This window comes from Haladaptatus halobius, from assembly GCF_020618475.1.
In the GTDB taxonomy this organism is placed as follows: domain Archaea; phylum Halobacteriota; class Halobacteria; order Halobacteriales; family Haladaptataceae; genus Haladaptatus; species Haladaptatus halobius.
Window position 1 is genome coordinate 94,243 of sequence record NZ_CP085336.1, and the last position, 19,378, is coordinate 113,620.

At 51.6% G+C, this 19,378-nt stretch carries 19 protein-coding genes; 9 read left to right on the top strand and 10 right to left on the bottom strand.

Annotated elements, in window-relative coordinates; all coding sequences use genetic code 11:
* Positions 1 to 41: 41 nt before the first annotated feature.
* Positions 42 to 1,694: an acetate--CoA ligase gene (locus tag LIW51_RS17100; RefSeq protein WP_227377676.1), complete on the top strand. Its 1,653-nt coding sequence runs from the start codon at positions 42 to 44 to the stop codon at positions 1,692 to 1,694.
* Positions 1,695 to 2,265: 571 nt separating this feature from the next.
* Here the strand turns inward: LIW51_RS17100 and LIW51_RS17105 are convergent.
* Together LIW51_RS17105 and LIW51_RS17110 are read right to left on the bottom strand one after the other, a co-directional pair.
* Entirely contained in the window at positions 2,266 to 2,547 is a 282-nt protein-coding gene (locus LIW51_RS17105; protein WP_227377677.1) for a 2Fe-2S iron-sulfur cluster-binding protein, read from the bottom strand.
* A 2-nt stretch (positions 2,548 to 2,549) separates the two neighbouring features.
* Positions 2,550 to 3,032 carry a GNAT family N-acetyltransferase gene (locus LIW51_RS17110; RefSeq protein WP_227377678.1) on the bottom strand — a complete coding sequence of 161 codons (483 nt, stop codon included), beginning with the start codon at positions 3,030 to 3,032 and terminating at the stop codon, positions 2,550 to 2,552.
* A gap of 363 nt (positions 3,033 to 3,395) precedes the next feature.
* On the opposite strand from LIW51_RS17110, the gene LIW51_RS17115 reads away from it, so the two are divergent.
* The 5 genes from LIW51_RS17115 to LIW51_RS39935 are packed head-to-tail and all read left to right on the top strand — an operon-like array spanning position 3,396 to position 5,845.
* Positions 3,396 to 4,316, top strand: a complete 921-nt coding sequence (locus LIW51_RS17115; RefSeq protein ID WP_227377679.1) for a Phenylacetic acid catabolic protein — start codon at positions 3,396 to 3,398, stop codon at positions 4,314 to 4,316.
* Positions 4,313 to 4,687 carry a metal-sulfur cluster assembly factor gene (locus LIW51_RS17120; RefSeq protein WP_227377680.1) on the top strand — a complete coding sequence of 125 codons (375 nt, stop codon included), beginning with the start codon at positions 4,313 to 4,315 and terminating at the stop codon, positions 4,685 to 4,687. Before LIW51_RS17115 ends, LIW51_RS17120 begins: the two co-directional genes overlap by 4 nt.
* Positions 4,684 to 4,893, top strand: coding sequence for a phenylacetic acid degradation PaaB family protein (locus LIW51_RS17125; protein WP_227377681.1), 210 nt, complete (start codon positions 4,684 to 4,686; stop codon positions 4,891 to 4,893). The genes LIW51_RS17120 and LIW51_RS17125 overlap by 4 nt, the downstream gene beginning before the upstream one ends.
* Positions 4,890 to 5,654, top strand: a complete 765-nt coding sequence (locus tag LIW51_RS17130) for a Phenylacetic acid catabolic protein (RefSeq protein ID WP_227377682.1) — start codon at positions 4,890 to 4,892, stop codon at positions 5,652 to 5,654. Before LIW51_RS17125 ends, LIW51_RS17130 begins: the two co-directional genes overlap by 4 nt.
* A 5-nt stretch (positions 5,655 to 5,659) precedes the next feature.
* A complete protein-coding gene (locus LIW51_RS39935; RefSeq protein WP_438267385.1) occupies positions 5,660 to 5,845 on the top strand; it encodes a PaaD-like zinc ribbon domain-containing protein in 186 nt (61 codons plus the stop codon).
* Here LIW51_RS39935 and LIW51_RS17135 read toward each other — a convergent pair.
* Positions 5,842 to 6,276: a pyridoxamine 5'-phosphate oxidase family protein gene (locus LIW51_RS17135; RefSeq protein WP_227377683.1), complete on the bottom strand. Its 435-nt coding sequence runs from the start codon at positions 6,274 to 6,276 to the stop codon at positions 5,842 to 5,844. The genes LIW51_RS39935 and LIW51_RS17135 overlap by 4 nt on opposite strands.
* A gap of 76 nt (positions 6,277 to 6,352) precedes the next feature.
* Between LIW51_RS17135 and LIW51_RS17140 the strand changes: the two genes are divergently transcribed.
* Positions 6,353 to 7,207 carry an enoyl-CoA hydratase/isomerase family protein gene (locus LIW51_RS17140; RefSeq protein ID WP_227377684.1) on the top strand — a complete coding sequence of 285 codons (855 nt, stop codon included), beginning with the start codon at positions 6,353 to 6,355 and terminating at the stop codon, positions 7,205 to 7,207.
* A 357-nt stretch (positions 7,208 to 7,564) separates the two neighbouring features.
* Here the strand turns inward: LIW51_RS17140 and LIW51_RS17145 are convergent, their stop codons facing one another.
* The gene (locus tag LIW51_RS17145; protein ID WP_227377685.1) at positions 7,565 to 8,719 is read right to left on the bottom strand and encodes an acyl-CoA dehydrogenase family protein; all 1,155 of its coding nucleotides are present in this window, start codon (positions 8,717 to 8,719) and stop codon (positions 7,565 to 7,567) included.
* A gap of 229 nt (positions 8,720 to 8,948) precedes the next feature.
* Positions 8,949 to 10,400, bottom strand: coding sequence for an aldehyde dehydrogenase family protein (locus LIW51_RS17150; RefSeq protein WP_227377686.1), 1,452 nt, complete (start codon positions 10,398 to 10,400; stop codon positions 8,949 to 8,951).
* Between the two features lie 112 nt (positions 10,401 to 10,512).
* Between LIW51_RS17150 and LIW51_RS17155 the strand changes: the two genes are divergently transcribed.
* Both LIW51_RS17155 and LIW51_RS17160 read left to right on the top strand, forming a co-directional pair.
* Positions 10,513 to 11,688 (top strand): thiolase domain-containing protein, encoded by a 1,176-nt coding sequence (locus LIW51_RS17155; protein WP_227377687.1) that lies wholly within the window; start codon positions 10,513 to 10,515, stop codon positions 11,686 to 11,688.
* Positions 11,685 to 13,100, top strand: coding sequence for a zinc ribbon domain-containing protein (locus LIW51_RS17160; protein ID WP_227377688.1), 1,416 nt, complete (start codon positions 11,685 to 11,687; stop codon positions 13,098 to 13,100). Before LIW51_RS17155 ends, LIW51_RS17160 begins: the two co-directional genes overlap by 4 nt.
* Before the next feature lie 16 nt (positions 13,101 to 13,116).
* Here LIW51_RS17160 and LIW51_RS17165 read toward each other — a convergent pair whose 3' ends face one another.
* From LIW51_RS17165 to LIW51_RS17185, 5 genes are all read right to left on the bottom strand, one after another.
* Positions 13,117 to 14,025, bottom strand: a complete 909-nt coding sequence (locus tag LIW51_RS17165) for an MBL fold metallo-hydrolase (RefSeq protein WP_227377689.1) — start codon at positions 14,023 to 14,025, stop codon at positions 13,117 to 13,119.
* 3 nt (positions 14,026 to 14,028) lie between these two features.
* Positions 14,029 to 15,414 carry a UbiD family decarboxylase gene (locus LIW51_RS17170; RefSeq protein ID WP_227377690.1) on the bottom strand — a complete coding sequence of 462 codons (1,386 nt, stop codon included), beginning with the start codon at positions 15,412 to 15,414 and terminating at the stop codon, positions 14,029 to 14,031.
* A complete protein-coding gene (locus LIW51_RS17175; protein WP_227377691.1) occupies positions 15,411 to 16,913 on the bottom strand; it encodes a UbiD family decarboxylase in 1,503 nt (500 codons plus the stop codon). Before LIW51_RS17175 ends, LIW51_RS17170 begins: the two co-directional genes overlap by 4 nt.
* On the bottom strand, positions 16,913 to 17,413 hold the full coding sequence (locus LIW51_RS17180; RefSeq protein ID WP_227377692.1) for a hypothetical protein: 501 nt from the start codon (positions 17,411 to 17,413) through the stop codon (positions 16,913 to 16,915). Before LIW51_RS17180 ends, LIW51_RS17175 begins: the two co-directional genes overlap by 1 nt.
* 244 nt (positions 17,414 to 17,657) lie before the next feature.
* Entirely contained in the window at positions 17,658 to 19,307 is a 1,650-nt protein-coding gene (locus tag LIW51_RS17185) for an acetate--CoA ligase (RefSeq protein ID WP_227377693.1), read from the bottom strand.
* Between the last annotated feature and the right edge of the window lie 71 nt (positions 19,308 to 19,378).

The window sequence follows — 19,378 nt, forward strand, 5'->3', positions numbered from 1 at the left end:
CAAGTTATTTGCCCTGAAACCATAATCAATCACCTGGCGCTATGCAAGACAATATCCCACAGACGTACCTACCGGACGATCCCGACAGTCCAGACTTGGTACACGCGATACCAGAAGTTCACTACCCCAAGCAAATAAACGCCGCAACGGAATTGGTGGATCGACATGTGGAAGAAGGACGTGGAGAAAATGTTGCAATCTACTTTGAAGATGAGACGATTACATATAAAGAACTCCAAGTGCGGATTAATCGACTGGGAAACTCCCTTCTAAACTTGGGTATCGAACCAGGAGATAGAGTTGTAATTCGGTTTACGAACCGTCCAGAAGCGATTGTCTCCTGCCTGGCTACACAGAAGATTGGGGCAGTAGCGCTTCCCTCGATGAAACTCCTTAGAGCGAAGGAGCTTACGTACATTATCAACGATGCTGAAGCAACGGCGGTCATAGTGTATGATGATCTGCTGAACGAGATTGAACAGGCAACAGACGATCTCAGGACGCTTGAGGAAATTGTGGTTGCAGAGCGAACTGATGTTGATCACGATTTTCATAGCTATGACGATCTGATGGAGGATGCCTCTCGCGAGCTTAACGCATATGATACGCATTGCGATGATCTCGCACTCATGTTATATACGAGCGGAACTACAGGTCAGCCGAAAGGGGCAATTCATACCCATAGACAGGTACTCGCAACGGCCGATACGTATGCACGGTATTGTCTTTCCCCCACGGAGGAAGATGTCTTTGGCGGCAATCCACCGCTCCCATTTGCCTATGGATATGGTGACCTTGTGACGTTCCCACTTCGGTTCGGTGCGAGTACTAGTCTTGTCGAAAACGCCACTCCAGAGACGCTCTTAGAAGCTATCGAGAACCATGGTATCACCATTTTTTGTTCGATCCCAACCGCATATAACCAGCTTCTTTCAAAGCATCCTGAGGGACCCGAGAAGTACGACGTTTCATCGCTCAGACTCGGAGTGAGTGCCGGCGAACCGCTAACTCCGAATACGTTTGAGCAGATTCAGGAGGAGTATGGTATAGAGATTTACGATGGAATCGGAACGACGGAAATGCTCCACATTTTCATTAGTCATCGCCAAACGGACGAAGTTGACGCAAGCGCCACCGGATTTCCGGTACCCGGGTACGAGTGTAAGATCATTGATCCAGATACCGGTGAGGAGGTTCCACGAGGGACGCCAGGCTTATTAGCGGTTCGCGGTCCAACCGGTATGACCTATTGGAACCGCCCAGAGAAACAGGATGAAGTTGTGATCGATGGCTGGAGTCTTCCTGGGGATATCTTCGTTCAGCGAGAGGATGGACGCTTCGAATACAAGTCACGTCGTGACGATCTCATCATCTCCAGTGGTTATAATATTCCGGGGCCAGAAGTCGAGAGTGTACTTGAAGGACATACCGCAGTAGGTGAAGTCGCTGTAATAGGCAGTCCAGATCCAGAGCGCGGACAAATCGTCAAGGCGTTCATCGTTCCATCTCCTAATTTCGATCCAGATGACAACCTCATTGCGGAACTACAAAACCGAGTCAAGAACACACTCGCACCGTACAAGTACCCTCGAGAAATTCAATTTCTCGATGAACTCCCTCGTACGGAAACAGGGAAAATACAGCGAGTAAAGCTCCGGAAAGAAGAACAAAGCCAAGTTGACGAACCAGCCTGAGCGGAGCTCTTTTTATGCTATTGGAAAGGAGCATGTTAGCCTGGCTGTCGGTGTTTGTGGAGAATTAGTAACGATCAGTTCACTTCCTTTACACGTATGGATGGACAGTAGTTGCCAAGATAGCACTGAAACCCTGTTCTCCAGGATTATTTCACGTATAAGGTATTTTCGAGAATCCTAATCTTACAAACGTACTTGGTGACCTCCGGGTACCGTCTCCACCTGAAAACACCGTTTTCGACCTTGTTATGCCCGTTTACAAAATTTGATTACAGTTTTGTTTACGACTGGGGAGGAGAGAAGGCGCAACTCGTCCTATATACCATTATCAAACATTAAATACCGCAAGAGGACCGTTACAATACTATCGCTGTAATCCATTCTCGCGAGTGTGACGTTCATTCGTTACAGCCATAGTGATGTAATGGAAGATCCATTCGCGAAGGGCCCTGATTAGGAAATTTGAACAGATAGATTTCGAGACTGGTGTAAACAGAGAACGTAAACATTGCTGAAAACACAGATCTAGCTCAAATTCGTAAGTACAGAAAATCAATGGAGTTGGAAACTACTACGGACCGGTGTTCGTCTCGATTTTCACGTCGGATCGTGGTTTCGCGATACACGTGAGCACGTACCCTTCTTCGCGCTCTGTGTCGGAGAGAAACATCCCTTCTGTTTGATCAACTTCTCCTTCAATGACCATGCCTGAGCAAACTCCACAGACTCCCATTCGACACTGATATGGGAGTTCGAGGCCGGAATCCTCTGCAGCCTCCAAAATCGGCTGATTCTCGGGAACCTCTATCATGACATCTTCATTGACGAATTCTACGTTATGAGTCTCAACCATTGTCACTCTAGCTGTTTCTCGAAGATATGTTCGACGGGGGTGAACCCAAGTGCTGAATATTTCTTCTGTGCTTTTGCATCACCTTCGATAGCATTGATGCGATAGAAATTCACATCACGAGGTGAAGTGGTAAACCACTCCTCGGCAGTCTCAAGGAGTGCTCGTCCAATTCCTTCACCCCTGTAAGACTCTATCACGTAGAGGCCGTTGATGTGCCCATGGTCTTCAAGCCGAAAGATGGGATGGTTCCCCATTATTCGTGCTTCAGCGACACCGACAAGTTCGTTATCAACTTCTGCGACGACGACCGTACCATATTTTGAGTCAACCAATTGGTTCTCAAAGTAAGAGAGCCACCGTTCGTCAGCACTCTCCTTATGCCGATATCGCTCATCGTACTTGGAGAGATGATCCGTAAATCCATGCCACAATTCAAGGAGGGCGTCGCCATCCTGAGCATCTGCAAGTCTGATTGTGAATTCCATATATAGGAGTCAAACACATGCGATAAATAAGTTGCCCCCAAAGGATGTTAGATTCCATATAGGTGCTCTACTCGGTTACTAAGGATCAAGGTGAGAGTGCTCGGTGGGAGATCGAATTTGCGTTCGAAATTAGTTGAGTGTTCCCTGAGTGTCGCCCGTACCACGCTATTTATCCGCCAGAACGGGTATGTACGGACGTGAGAGTCAATAACGCCATTAGATGGTGTCTGGAGATTGATGCTGTGGTTTCACCGGCTGTCCGTTGCCTCAAGTCGTACGAGCAGGTAGTTCTGGCTGACACATGGTTTACCATAGCAAGTATTATATGTGCGCGTCGGTAATCCAAGAAAGGAGGGACGTAAGATGGTTAGCGAACAGCAGTTCAAAGAGGAACTGCAAAACGGACGGATGATCGAATCGACCGAAGAAATGACGGATGGCTACCTCGATGCGCTGAAAACAATCCTTAAAGTGTCTGGGGACACGGAGCTAATGAGTGCCCCAGCGTACTACGAGCAGTCGTTGAATGCACCCAGTCTGAACGCCCGGACATCCTGTGTGAGCGTGATTCAGGACGAACTTGGCCACGGCCACATCGCCTATCGCCTCCTTGAAGACCTGGGCATGAGCCGTGAGGAGTTAGTCTACGGTCGCGACCCTCATGAGTTCCGGAACACCTACGGCTTTGACCAACACATCGACAACTTCGCTGAACTCGTCACTGCCCACGGTCTATTCGATCGAGCTGGTATCGTTCTCCTCAGCGATGTCCACGAAAATACCTCGTACGCACCGTGGAAACGCGCATTGACGAAGGTGAGTAAGGAAGAGCAATTCCACCTGCGACACGGTGAAACATGGATGCGTCGACTCGCGACGAAGAACGATAAAACGAAACAAAAGCTCCAAGAGGCAGTCGATTGGATGTTCCCGATCGCGATTGAGTGGTTCGGTCTCCCCGATAACAAGAAAAAGCACAATGATCAGATTGATTATAGAATCAAGGGGTTGACCAACGATGAACTCCGGCAAGCTTGGATGGAACGAACCGTTCCGCTATGCAACGAACTCGACCTTAAAATCCCAGCTCATTACGACGAAGAGACTGACGAGTACGCCCTTGAGTATGATCTTCCAGTTGCTTTCGACGAGGAGAACAAGGAATGGCTGTTTGACGAGCCCATTTCGTGGTCTGACGTGATCGATCGCTGGCGATCGCGCGGTCCGGCAAACGAGAAGTACGTCAACATGATCCAATCTGGGAAACTGGAGGGCTTGGCGTGAGCACGCACACTGCAGTCGGGGACGCTAATGGAATTACCATAGGTCCGGGCGAGGATACGTCGACGTTTGAACGGGAACTGTGGAGTCTCATCGACGAGATTCCGGATCCACACATACCCGTCAGTCTCGTTGAGATGGGCATGATCTATGATATCCGGGAGAACGACGGCGATGTAACCGTCGAAATGACGTTCCCGTGCATGGGATGTCCCGCATACGAATTCATCCAAAACGATATCGAAAGTATGCTCCGTCCGGTTGAGGGAGTCACATCCGTCACGATCGACATCGTCTGGGATCCCGTCTGGTCGAAAGACATGCTTGAACCGAATGTCCGAGAAAAAATGCGTGACGCAGGAATTAGCCTATGAGATACGAAGTATTCGCCCAAATCAAACCCGGTGGTGACATCATTCATATCGGTCGTGTTGAAGCCGATAACGGCCGATTAGCCAAGTCATATGCTAAGACGACATTTGACGAGGAGGACTGGAACTATCTAGCAGTAGTCGCAGAGGATGACCTCCTGGAGGTTACTGGTGATCACAAAGCACCAACCCCTGAGGTGGATGCATGAACGAATGGCCGGAGGGTGCAGTGGAATACGTACAAGCAATCACTGATACGAAACTCTTACTCTCACACCGCTATGCAGAGTGGATGTTAACGGGACCGTCACTCGAAGATGATATCGGCGGTGCCAGTGCTGCTCAGGATGAAGTTGGTCATGTCCGACAACTGATTCGTCTCCTCGAACAACAGGGTCGGGAAACCGACTGGCTCGAAGGAGATCGTGAGCTCAATGAGTTCAGGAATGCAACGACATTAGACACGTCGAGCGAAACCTGGGTCGAGCACCTTACCACAGTCGCTACGGCAGATCGCGCAGCCTGGTATTTGCTCGATTCGATCACGTCTGATGACTTCACAGGACTAGTCGAGAAGATAGGTGAGGACGAATACTTCCACCTCGAATACCATGATGCTCGCTTGGCGACGCTCGCACGAAATCGGCCTAATGAGTTGGAATCGGCCTTCAAGGATGCACTGTCGAAGACATTGGTGTTCATCGGTCCAGTGTCCTACAACACCGATTCGGATCCTCTCGTTCAAGCGGGGTTCGTAGACCGATCCGCCGCGGAACTACGAACAGCGCTACTGTCCCACTATGAGAAGCTCTTTGATGGGATGGCCGTTTCACTTGACGATGTCAATCGGGAGGCTCCACCACCCGACGAGTGGGATGCTACCCGGCGGCGAGTCGAAAATGGAGTGATTAGTCAATCGGTTGTTGACTCCTTAACAGGTGTCCAGAACAAGGAGTTCGCCGTGGAATGAGTGCCATGAATGAGCCTTCGACTGGGAAAGACGCATTCGAACCAACCTGTCCCTTCTGTAGGTCGAGTGACGTCGAGCGAGAGTCTGCATTCGGGTCGGAGATTTCCAAAGCCCAGTATTACTGTCATAACTGTCAAACTATGTTCGAACGGCTCAAGTATGACGGCAAGCGGCCAGACACAGGCCGCTAGAGCGGCAACTTTCGGAAGTCCCACGAAATCTCCGAGTTTGGTTCTAGTGCGATTTTGACCCGTTTGTGCCCGCCGGCACCCGGAACGGACTTAACCGTCCCAAAAAGTGCGCGTTCAATCTTTTTCTCGACTTCACGGTCATTCACTACTGAGGCATCTCCGCGCCGCATGATTCCTCGATGTTGTGAGTAATCGTCGGCACCTGCATCAACAACCGCCGCGGCTTTTCCTGTCGCCCTGACGTTCTTCGTCTTGACAGCGTCATTGTCGGTTTCGAAACAGAGCATTCCATCGAGCTCTGCAAAGGCTACAGGAACAACGTGCGGGAGTCCGTCAGATCCGATGCTTGCAAATCGCATCACTGGCATCTGACCGAGTAACTCTGCTCGCTCATCTTGGGTAAGTGCGATTTTGTCGTAATCTCGGGTCACATCGGAAATTGGTGGCTGAAGCTCTTCAGTCTACCTACCAAACTTATATATGGGTGGGTGATAACTGAATTAGTGTATGGAGTCATTCGCTGACCTCGAGTTAGAGAACTTCAGTACTGAGATGGATGACCATGTGGGAATCCTTCGTATCGACCGACCGCCGGCGAACGCCCACGACCTCGATATGATAATCGAACTTCAGTCGGCCATCGAGAGTGTTCGATTCGACGAGGATGTCCGTGTTGCCGTCCTCGCCAGCGCGAACGACCGATTCTTCTCGACCGGCTTTGACATTGAGGTGCTACAAGAGGAAAGTGGCAGCCACATTGGTAAAGCGAGTCAGACGAGCAAGGAAGCGATCATGAAGATGCGGACGACGGACACCCTGTTTATCGCCGCCGTCGACGGTCACTGCATGGGTGGTGGTCTCGAATTTGCCCTCGCATGTGACATGCGGTACATCGGTAACGATGACGAGTACAATATTGGCGTGCCTGAGGTTGACTTGGGACTCATCCCCGGTGAAGCAGGGACGCAACTCCTTCCCCGCTACGTCGGTCGGTCGAAAGCACTCAAAATGATGATTAGCGGTGAAACGCTTACCCCCGAAGAAGCACACGAAATTGGGCTATTTGACGAACTCACTGAAGTGGGTGAAGCGGAAGAGGAAGTACTTGAGTTTGCGCATGAGATCGCCCAACTCCCGAACAAAGCAGTCGGCTTCGACAAACTCGCCGTCAACGAAGGAATGGAACTCCCCCTGTGGGATGCCCTTGCGCATGAGCGTGAACTCCAGAATCAGCTCTTCGAGACCCCTGGTGCGAAGGAAGGTATTGCTGCATTCCTTGAAAAGCGTGACCCAGACTTCGTTGAAGCCGAGCTTGGCGACAAGGACGTTAAAGAACTCTCAAAAGTCGAATCCGAACGCTGATCCAATGGAAGACATCCCTCTGGACACCCATCCAGATCATCTGTCCCATAGATCAACCTCGCTCTGGCAAGCGCTGAGTGTCAATCAGTCCCATAGCTGAAACAGAGAACCAAAGAGATCGAGTCCCATCATCAATGAGCGCCTGACGTGCTGTGCGGAGAACGCAGCGCTCACGTGTATACCTGATTTTCTTACGGAAATAAGTGGGTGGAAAGTGAACACCCTGAATCCTTCCACGGGGGACGACTGCAGGCTATATAGAAAAACGCCTAGAAATACGGGCTCAGTGAAGCAAAAACCCATTGCGGGTAAAATCGAGAGAGAAAGTTATGTCCCAACCATTTTGAGCAGTGTCAATTAGATTCCGAGCACAGCACTTGCGACTGTTGTCTTCTGGATTTCGCTTGTTCCGCCGATGATGCTCAGTATTTTGGCGTCCCGGTAGTACCGTTCTAGCGGGAGATCCTTTCTGTATCCTTTCCCTCCATGGATTTGAATGGCGTTACGTGTCACGAATTCGGCAGCGTTGCTCGCGACGAACTTCGCCTTGCTGGATGCGCGTGTATCGCCTTTCTCGTCAGCGATCATGGTCGCAGAGTCATATACAAGGTGACGTGCACTTTCGAGATGAGCGTCCATCTCGGCGATGAGCACCTGAACGGCTTGATAGTTTCCAACTGATTGCCCCCCTTGCTCGCGCTCACTCGCATATTCGATTGCACAGTCGAACGCTGCTCCGGCGATTCCAATACCAATAGCCCCAAGCCCTGTTCGAGCCATATCGATGGTTCCCATTGCAAGACGGAATCCCTGCCCGACATTACCGAGGAGTGCGTTTTTAGGAACGATAACATCATCGAGCGATGAGTCACCAGTAACATGGCCGCGCATACCCATAAACTCTGTTCGACCGAATTCAAAGCCGGATACCTCATCACTACCTGGTACAAGCAGGACACTCACGCCGTGAGAATCATCTGGCGTCGGCCGCACACGTGCGACGACAAGATGAACATCAGCGATGCCGGCATTCGTGCCAAAGGCTTTCTCGCCGGAGATAGCATAGCCATTGTCACGCTCTTCGGCAACGGTCTCAAGTTCGGACGGTGAACTGCCTGCTCCTGGCTCTGTCAGTAACATTGCACCGACAGCCTCGCCATTGATCATCGCGGGAAGATATGTCTCACGTTGTTCTTCCGTGCCAAACTGTGCAATTGGGACGGTGGCGAATGTGTGACCCTGAATACTTTCTGCGACGGCACCGCTCTCCCGGGCAACCTCCTCGACTGCCAGACAGTACGAGACGAAATCCGAATCCAGTCCGCCATACTTCTCTGGAAGGAGGATACCGAGAAGCCCATAATCTCCAGCAGCTTCCATCACATCCCGTGGAAACTCGTCGGTTTCCTCAATTTCCTCTGCACGTGGGGCGACGACCTCCGTTGCAAACTCGGCTGCCTGATCGCGCACTTCTCGATTCTCTGCTGATAGCGCACTCTCAATGAGAGCCATATACTCATGTAGTCCAGTGCAGGGGCTAAAACTTCACCCTTTCGTGTGGGAGAGATCTCGGACTTGTTCAGTAGTAGATGACTGCCACTGTTATCGGTCAAGAACTGGAGATCAACAGTCATCTAAATTGCGGAGAGCATCAAGGAATCTCGGAAAGCCTTGCCCCGGAAGGAAGCGAGTGAATCACAATCGACGAGTTTGGATACAAATCTCTTGATTCAGTTGAACTCTAACTAAGGTTGACGTTGATGTTTTTCACTTGCGTGTACTCGTTGATTGCTTCACGGCCCTGCTCACGACCATATCCGCTATCTTTGTATCCCCCGAAGGGAGTTTGCGGGAACGTGACCGGGTACTCGTTGACGCTCACCATCCCGTAGTCAAGATATTCTGCGACGGTGTGTGCGCGAGTCAAATCAGACGTCCAGACGCCAGCGAGGAGGCCATATGGAGAGTCATTAGCAATCTCAATAGCCTCCTCTTCGTCCTCAAACGTAACTACCGAAAGAACCGGCCCAAAGATTTCCTCACGAGCAATGGTCATGTCGTTTGTGACGTCAGTGAACACCGTCGGTTCAACGAAGTACCCCCGATCTTTTTCAGATGGGATACCACCCCCGGTCACCAGCGTTCCCCCTTCTTCTTTCCCGATTTCAATATATTCGAGGATCTCTTTGCGCTGGCTCTCGCTTACAACTGGACCCATTCGGGCGTCATCATCAATACCGCTTCCGAGAGGCGTCTGTTCAGCACGGGTCGCCACTAGATCAAGGACTTCATCATGAATATCCTCATGCACGAGGAGTCGTGACCCTGCCCAGCACATCTGACCGGCATTCATGAAGATTCCGTTATGAATACCCCGCGCCGCAGCCTCAATATCAGCATCCTCAAAAACAATGTTTGGGCCCTTACCACCGAGTTCAAGCGTGATTCCTGTGATGTTATTCGCGGCGCTCTCCATCACACCCTTTCCAACACCTGTACTTCCAGTAAATGCAATATGGTCGACATCTAGATGTGATGCTAACGCAGCACCGGCGTCACTTCCTGAGCCAGGGATGACATTTATGACGCCATCTGGGAGATCTGCTTCTTCGGCAGCTTTTGCATAATAGAGCGCCGTAAGTGGGGTCGTACTTGACGGCTTTACCACAAGGGAGTTTCCACAAGCGAGTGCCGGTGCGAGACTTCGTCCGGCAAGCTGGAACGGGTAGTTCCAAGGAACTACATGACCGGTCACCCCGATCGGTTCACGACGGGTATAATCAAGGCGATCTCCCGGGACAGGGATCGTTTCACCTTCGATCTTATCGGCCCAGCCAGCATAGTACTGGAATGTATTAATTGCAGTCTCGACGTCGATCTGTGCCTCAAATGGTGTTTTCCCATTATCATATGACTCTGTCAAGACAATTTCATCCCGCATCGAGTCAAGCGCGGCCGAGAACTCTCTGACATAATCTGCACGCTCTCCGGGAGCGAGCTGGCGCCACTCACTATCGCGATCGACTGCCCGTTTAGCTGCGGAAACGGCATGTTCGACGTCTTTCTCACCCGCTTTCGCAACTGTCGTGTATACCTCCTCAGTCGCCGGATTGAGCGTCTCAATGGTTGTCTCGTCGTCGGCCGATGTCCATTCTCCGTCGATATACAGCTCTGTCGGACCTGAGTAACTCACATCGTGCTATTGACACTCAACCCTATAATCAGTTGGGGTTCCGGCCACATTTTATATAGTGGATCGTGCCATTCCCCATGTGTTTTTTACCATGCTTTTCCATTGTAATGGTGTGACAGAGGCATATGTTATCGGGGCTGGCCAGTCACCGTTTGGATCCTTCCCCGACAAGAGCTATCGATCCCTGTTCGAGACAGCATTCAATCGCGCACTCGACAGTATCGATACCCGTATTGATCGAAATCGAATTGAGGAGGCGTTTATTGGAACACTCGGAGTTGGCGGACGACAGCTCGGTCTGAGTGGTCCAGCCGTCACTGAGCACATCGGACTTCACGGGATTTCGACAACGCGAGTAGAGAACGCGTGCGCTGCGAGTGGCTATGCATTTAGAAACGCCGTTGCTGCCGTTCGAGCCGGTCTCGCTGACCTCGTATTGGCGGGCGGGTACGAAATAATGACGGACATGAGTTCTGACCATACGAAGTGGTGGCTCGGTGTGAGCGGCGAAACAGAGTGGGAGCGACTTTCAGGTACGACGTTTGCAGGCGTGTACGCACAAATGGCGAGCGCACATATGGCTGCCTATGGGACAACCGTTGAAGATCTTTCCCGAGTTGCGGTGAAAAATCATCGTAATGGAGCATCAAACCCGAATGCACAACTAGGATTTGAGTGTACTCTCGAGGATGCGATGGCAGCACCGACCGTCGCCGATCCACTCAATCTCTATCACTGTTGCCCAACGACGGATGGCGCGAGTGCTGTACTGATCGCGAATGAGGAGATTGCTCGGGAAATGAGCGAAACCGCAGTCCGTGTCGCTGGTATGGGTGCCTCAAGTGGCCGAGTTGGCTTGTTTCAACGTGATACATTCACTGGTATCCCTGCAAGTGCGCGAGCGGCTGAACGCGCGTACAATGATGCTGATATCGGCCCTGAAGAAATTGATTTCGCGGAGGTTCACGACTGTTTCGCCATCGCAGAGATCATGGCGTACGAAGATTTGGGGTTCTGTGAACGCGGCGATGGAGGGCAGCTCCTTCGCGAGAAGGAGACGGAGCCTGGCGGTCGATTGCCGGTTAATACGAGTGGGGGTCTGAAGTCAAAAGGCCATCCCATTGGTGCGACTGGCACCGGCCAAATTGTCGAAGTATTCGAACAGCTCCAAGGCGATGCCCATACGCAAGTCGAAGATCCGCGCTATGGACTCGCGCATAATGTCGGTGGGAGCGGGGGAAGTGCGACCGTCCATCTGTTCGAACGCACGGTGGGGGGAACAATATGAGAGGAATCGCGGCGATGGGGAGCTATCTCCCTCGTTTCCAAATCAGTTCAGAAACTGTCGCCGAATCGTGGGGTCACTATGATGGCTCTGGTATCGAGGCCAAGCGGGTTCCTGCGGCGGACGAGGACGCATTGACAATGGCCATCGAAGCAGTTGAAACTATGTTCGATCAGAGTACCGTCGATGTTGACGCCATCACGTCAGTCCATTTCGCGACAACCACTCCGCCACTTGCGGAGGAAGAACTCATTCCGCGCCTCATTCGGATGCTCGGTCTTCCTAAAACAGTGTCAGCACGGATGTTCACGCAAAGTACTCGTGCAGGAGCGTCAGCGCTCGCTTCCGCACTCGACGCCGACGGTGTGGCTCTCGTTATTGCCTCGGATGCGCCACGAGGTGAGCCAGCTGACACGGATCACCCGTTCGGAGCCGGTGCTGCGGCCTTTCTCGTTACGGATTCGCCGACGGTCGAACACCTTGCGACGGCTAGTTTCGCCGACGAACTCCCAGGTATCCGATACCGAGAACGAGGTAGTGATGCGATTGAGGGGCTCGAAATAACGTCATATGAGCGTGAAGAAGTCAGACAGTGTGTAACAGAGGCCGTCTCACAACTTGATAGCGATCTTGACGAAGTGAGTGCTGCGGCAATACACCAACCCGACGCTCGCTTTCCATCGCGTGTTATCAGCGGAATATCAATCGATGAAGAAGCTGTGACCAAGGGCACAGTTGTCAACGAAATCGGTGACGCGGGTGCCGCCGGCGTTCCGTTCGGGTTGGTCAATAGTTTCTCGTCGGTTGAGGGTAACGAACAGACGCTCGCAGTGTTCTTCGGAAGTGGCGGCGGTGCGACTGCGATGTTGTTTCGGGGAGGGATTGACGGTGATTTTGGCGGTGTTCCTGATACCGAGGAGATCTCATACTCCACGTATCTTCGTGAGCGAGGATACATTGGAACGGTCGACGTATCAGGCGGCGGCGCGCATGTCAGCCTTCCCTCTTGGCGGCGGACACTCGATCAGCGGTATCGCCTCTTAGCAGGACGATGCCCGGAGTGCCGCGCCCTCGCGTTTCCGCCGGAAGGAACATGCCCTGAATGTCACCGTGATATTGAGTTCGAACAAGTCGAACTCCCTCGGACAGGAATGGTTCGCGCAGTAACAGTAATTGGACAGGGTGGTGCACCACCGGAGTTTACCGAGCAGCAGCGTCGAGACGGGGAGTACGGTGTTGCTATTGTCGAACTTGGAGTCGATGATGAGGAGACCGTCACACTCCCGGCACAACTTACGGACACAGACCCCAATGCGATCGAAGTCGGGAACGAAGTCCGGGCGCTAATCCGCAAAATATATACACAAGAGGGCGTTCCTCGGTACGGCGTGAAATTCATACCGACTGAATCGTAGCCCTACTCGTCTTATTCTAGTTTATTGAAGTAAACGTCTGCGGATTATCGTCGATACGCCGGAGACAGCCACATTCGGATAGTGCTGTAAGATGCGCAGCCGCCTCGCCGGCACCCATCTTGATGTGGATCCCACTCATCTCTCCGAAGAGGATTCTCGCAACATCCCACGGTGTGACCGGTTCATCCCGCTGAACGACCGTCAAGACACGCTCTGAACGCTTCTCATGGTGAGCGATGATTTCATTAATGCGGCTCCTGAGTGAGACTTCTGTACCATGCCCGGGATACGCCCTTCCCTCCCGCGTTTGTAGCCGATTGAGCGTCTGACGATACGTTTCGAGAGGTCGTTTGGTACGTGTATCACTACCGCCAATATTCGGAGTATACGTCGGAAGAACAGCATCGCCAACGAAAATTTGTTCATTCGTTGCAAATGCTGCATGGCCACGTGTATGACCAGGGGTGTGTACCACTTCGAAACCTGCGACTTGATCGCCATTCGAGAGCGCCTGAACAGGGACCTGATCTGGAAATGGAGACGGCGTATCATGATCCTGTACTGACTGCGTGACATCCTCCGGTACTCCCCATCGTTTGAGATGACGCGTATCACGCTTGATCCGCCGCTCACGTTCAACCTTGTATTCCGCAGCCAGCGGAACATCTGCCTCATGCATGAAGATGGTAGCATTAGTCAAATCAGCCAATCGTGGTGCAAGTCCAATGTGATCAATATGCCAATGTGATACGAAAATCGTATGGAGATCATTCAGTTGTAAACTAACATCTTTGAGTCCATTCCGTAGATGCTGCCAAGCGATGTCGCTTGGTGGCCCAGGGTCTATTACTACTCCCTGATCGGGGAAGACGTATGCACTATTCGTCCCCTCGGGACTGCCTTCGCCAACGGCGATTCGGTACATCTGTTATGACCCTCCTGAGTCAGTTGAGAAACCCATCTCTTCCCAGTTGTCTCGGACGAACGACCTCGTTTCCTCTGGATACGATGATTCGAAGTCAACCCGCGGTGCAATGAACTCATCGTCCCACCGTGGATCCCACGCTGCGTCAATGAATAATCGCGAGCCGGTCGTTCCGTCACGTCTATAGGTAGTCGCTGTGGCGGCTGGAGCTTGGGGTTCACTGAAGTGCCAGTCGTGCGATGGGTGAGCTTTAATCCACATATCGTCGAACGCTCTCGCAAGATCCCCTGGTGGTGTATCTTCATCGAGAATGAGTACTTTGTCGAATAGCCGTGAGAACGAAAACAGGGTGTTAGCGAGCTGCCACTCAAATCCAGCATAGAGGATTTCAGTCGCCACGAGACATATGCCGAGTCGTGTTTCTACGGGGAGGTAAATCCATTCTACTGGCGTTACGCCCCAATAGTTATTCACTCGACGAAGCAATCGCACCGACTCAACGATACTCGCGAGGTGAATATCGTCAGAAAGCGGTGCGCCGACCGGTGAGAAGGGGAGTATCGGTTCGTCTCGTAAGGCAAGTCCGGTAACGCGAATTTCGAGGGTCGTCGTCTCCGTGGCCTTCTCCCATCCCTCGGTCGGACTCGTCTGCCGACTGTCGATAGTGGATACAGTTCCATCAATAATTCCTTCGGCGCTCGCGGGAATTGCACCACCTAATCCATCGGCAATCTCTATATCGTCGTACAACCAAGCCGTCTCCAGAGGGTCACTCGCTCTCGTCTCGCCCATCCAACGTAGTTCGGCAGCGATAAGACACGACGCTGGTACGCCGAGAGCCACGGTGACATCGACACCAGATGAGAGCTGTGTTGCGAGAGATGAGGGGATGGAGGCTATCAGACTTTCGTGACCGTCGACGAGCGCTCGAACGGGTGCCCACGTCGTCTCCCCCTCAACGGATACCGCCAGAAGTCCAAGAGTGATCGTTGGTACTCCCGCAGAGACTGCTGGCAGTCCAAGCGAATAAAGATCGACCTCAGCCGGTGTCGCTTTGAGCGATCCCTGTGGTGGTAAGGAATCGTCGTTTGGTGCCTTCGATAGTTGACGGACGAACTGGTCGTACGGTACGTCGCTCTCCAATCCGATAGCCATCGCGAGCCGCGACCATGGGGTTTTCTTTCGTGGAATCATCTGATCTGGCCCGCCGTACGCTCCACTCACTACTCGTGTCTTCCCGGGGACCTTTTCAAAGAGAATCGCTGGACCGTTCTCTCGTGCTGCCTCTGCTCCTATAACCGGTAGTTCGTCGGCCCAATGAACATTCTGTTCGATGTTCAATAGATCCCCATTCGAATTGAGCGTCGATATATGTTCTCTGAAGCTCATTGGTGATTCTCCTGTGATGACTCCGTGGTAATCGACAAGCCAGCGCTCTCGAGAGTTTTGCGAGCTTCATGGACAACCTCGTTGTCGTCAAGGTATGCCGATGGTGCTTGCGAAGTGTCGCTAGTGGCGTCGATGTATGCCTTCGCTGTCTTCGTCTTAGAGGTTCCAGTCTCGATATTCCCTTTCTCCTCGGGAGTCTGGTAGATGTTGAGCGGTACTTTCGGCATCGTCTCGACGCCAAACTGGTGAAAATCTCGATCGGGGTCGGCGTTAATCGCGATCGCCTCAAGAACGGCGCGCTGATCTAGTGGATCGACATCGGTGTCGACGAAGACAAAGAAGTCGATATGGAGCATCCCCCATGTCGTGAAGATGAAGTTTGCGAGGTCGTGGAGGTAACCTGGCCGGGGATTCTTGGTGGAGACCGTATATGCCGTTCGCGGGGTGAATCGCCATGGAACACATTTTTCAATATCGAACCCAGCAGTCTGGAGCCCGAGCGTCGCATCAGGGCCAACACAACTCACCTCCATCGTCGTGCTTGAATTAAATGTATGGCCTACTCCAATACCTTCCACACAAAAAGGGATATACGGATGTTTTCGGTGTGTAATGGCGTCTACTTCCAATGCAGGCATTGAACGTCGAGGACCATGCATATACCCAAAATAGTCACCGAACGGCCCCTCGTCAAGCCGTTTACCAGGTTGTACTGTCCCTTCAATAACAATCTCCGCACTGGCTGGCACAAGGAGGTTATTCGTTTCACATTCAACTAATTCGATTGGTTCACCTTTCAATGCTCCTGCAAAGTTTGCCTCATTGCGCCCAGTTGGAATCCACATGACCGACGAAAAGTAAACAGCTGGGTCTGCCCCAATAGCGATTGCGATCGGCATTGGCTCATCGCGTCGCTCGTACTTATAATAGTAGAGATTTGGCGTCTGCTCCCCGGCAAGTAAGAGAACACTCGCCTTCGTCGGGGAATGAATCATCGTACGGTGGTACGACCAGTCCACCCACTCCGAATCAGGATCAGTTGTAATCACTGTGTGCAGGTTGGAGTACCGTCCACCGTCTCCAGCGTGTATGTATGGCCATGGGAACTCAAACAGATTAATCTCTGAGTCTGTCCGAACTACCTCCTTACACGGAGCAGATTCACGATCGATGGTCGTTGGAGGAATCGGTGAGCGGAGTCGATTCATGACCGTATCGTAATACTCGTCACCAGTCAATCCCGTGGGCAGACCGAGGGCGGCAGCAACCCGATCCCATGGTCGATATCGTTCACCGCGATACGGATCTCCGACGAGGCGCGCATTTGCTAACTTCTGATCCTCAACCGTCTCAAATACTGGAATATTGGCATCAGTAAGATCTGCCATCATCGTGACCGCGCTTGCCTCAAGATTCCACGAAATAGGTTTCGATACCCGTGTTGTTTCATCTATATCATCGAGAAGCGAAAGGTAGTCGCGAAAACTTTCAACACTCATTATTCTCTATGACCTCCTAACTGAGAAGATATCTCCTCACGCTCATATTCCGTCCGAACGTCAACATATTCATCGACGAGTTCAGGAAATTGATCGGAGAGATGGTCTCGTAGCAACCCACGGACGGCTTCTGAAACAGATCCATAACTATTCGTTTCAACTAAATAGAGCAGCAGCGTTCGAAGCTCGTCCGATCGAGCATTAATAATATTAGATTCCTCGCGGCTCCGTTTGATACATTCCCACAGTACTTCTCGATTGATTTCTAGGTCATCGATGTCCGTTTCCAATATTTCGATGTACCACTGTTCCTCGACACTCTCATGGGGACCACGGACGACTGTAAGTTGTTCAGGGTTAGCTAGCTCATCGGAACTCTGTGCCAGACGTGCTCGCGTCGTAAAGATCTCCTTTGTCTCTTTATGAGTCACTTGGAGCGTAACCTCGCCTTTGGGATCCTCTGGGAGGTATTCCTCAGAGGTGGTATACGCAGCGGTCATTGTCCCCACCTCCCATCGATTGAGGACGAGATCCAGTACATGTCAGACACCACTGTGTGACGGTACATAAGTTCTTCCTACAGCGCCAGATCCAATGATCGGCCAATCCAAAATATATCTGTCACTCGCGATAGTGATATTTGGAACCTTTGTGTAGTGTAAATTCTTAAGAACGAAGACTTCCTATCTATAGTTCTTTATTTAATTTATCATTCTATAATAGTTGTATTAAATGGCGATTTTCCTATTGAGTAGACTGTAGTTTTCGTTCTTGATCCCGAAGTTTCTTCCGTTGTATTTTCCCTGTTTCTGTTCGAGGAAGATTCTCGACAAAGGTTACTGCTCGTGGATATTTGTATGGTGCCAGAGTAGTTTTGACGAGATTTTGTAGTTCCGCGACCAGCGCTTCACCGGTTTCAGTATCGGGACTTGGGACAATGAAGGCCTTGACAATTTGTCCCCGCTCTGAATCTGGACTGCCAACGACAGCGACATCTGCGACAGCATCGTGACTTTCGAGTACACTCTCGACTTCTGGCCCCGGAATATTGTAGCCACTGGAGATGATGAGATCACCACGTCGGGATTTGTATTTGAAGCGTCCATCCTCTCGCTGAACGAATATATCCCCCGGCAAAGACCATCCGTCAGCGGTGACTTCATCCTGTTTATCGGGACGGTTCCAATAGGTCATACCGGTCGGCCCACGAACCGCTAATAAGCCTGGCGTTCCCCGAGGAACCTCTTCATACGTATCTGGATCGACGATTTTACATTCGTACCCCGGTACTGGAAATCCGGTTGCATCTGGGTCGATATCCCCTGTATGCCGGTGGCTGACGAAGACGTGGAGCATCTCCGTCGTACCGATACCGTCAAGCAACGTGATACCATACTGTTCTTCGAAATTATCGAAAGTCGTTGGCGTCAGCGGTTCGCCTGCACTCATTCCAACCCGAAGCGACGACACGTCATACTGCTCCGCACCGTCTGGATACTTCGCGAGGATTTGGTTGAAGGCCGTTGGAATTGAGCAGAGAACTGTAATGCCGTGGTTCTCAATTGTCTCAAGTAATTGTTCGGGCTTCGCATCTTCGACGAGGCTTGTCGTCGCACCGAACCGTAGGGGGAATGTGACGAGAGCTCCGTAACCGAATGCGAACGGAAGCGGTGAATTCCCCCCAAAAACATCGTCTTCGGTCGGTTCAAGACAATATCGCGCATAACCATCGGCCGTTGCAAGCAGCTGACGATGTGTGTGGAATGTCCCTTTCGGCCGACCAGTGGTGCCACTGGTGTAGAGCATGAGCGCGAGATCATCGCGGTCTGTTCGGTGCGGATCAAGGTCAGTAGACGAACTTTTGAGCAGTTTGTCGTAGTCTTCATGGTCGTGTTCAGCATTTGACTGATTGACAACGATTACCTCCTCAAGCGTGTCGAGATCATTGAGCGCCACGTCAAGTTCGTCGAGTAGCCGATCATAGACGATAGCAACTTTCGCTTCCGAATCGTTAACGATATGCGTCAGTTCCTTCGCTCTGAGGAGCTTCATTGAGGGGAGTGCTACTGCCCCAATCTTCTGGATTGCGAGACAAGAGATGATCGCTTCAGGCCGGTTTGAGAAGCGAACAATGACACGGTCGCCCGATTCGACGCCTTTACTCAAAAGAGTGTTACCAAGACGATTTATCTGCTTCTGTAGGTCGTTGTAGGTGAATTCATTGTCCCCGAACCGAATTGCGACGTTGCTTCCTCGTCCCTCATCGACATGTGAATCCACAAGTTCGGCTGCAACGTTGATTTTCTGCGGGTAGTGTACTTCGGGTAGTGTGTGAACGAAATTCGGACTCGTATCCGCACTTGGGAGGTATCCCTGTGGGATATTCGCTTGCATAGCCAACTAAATGAACCTAGTTAACCATGAAATAGCTTGCGGTAGATAGTGAGGGCAGAGAAGATTTTTCC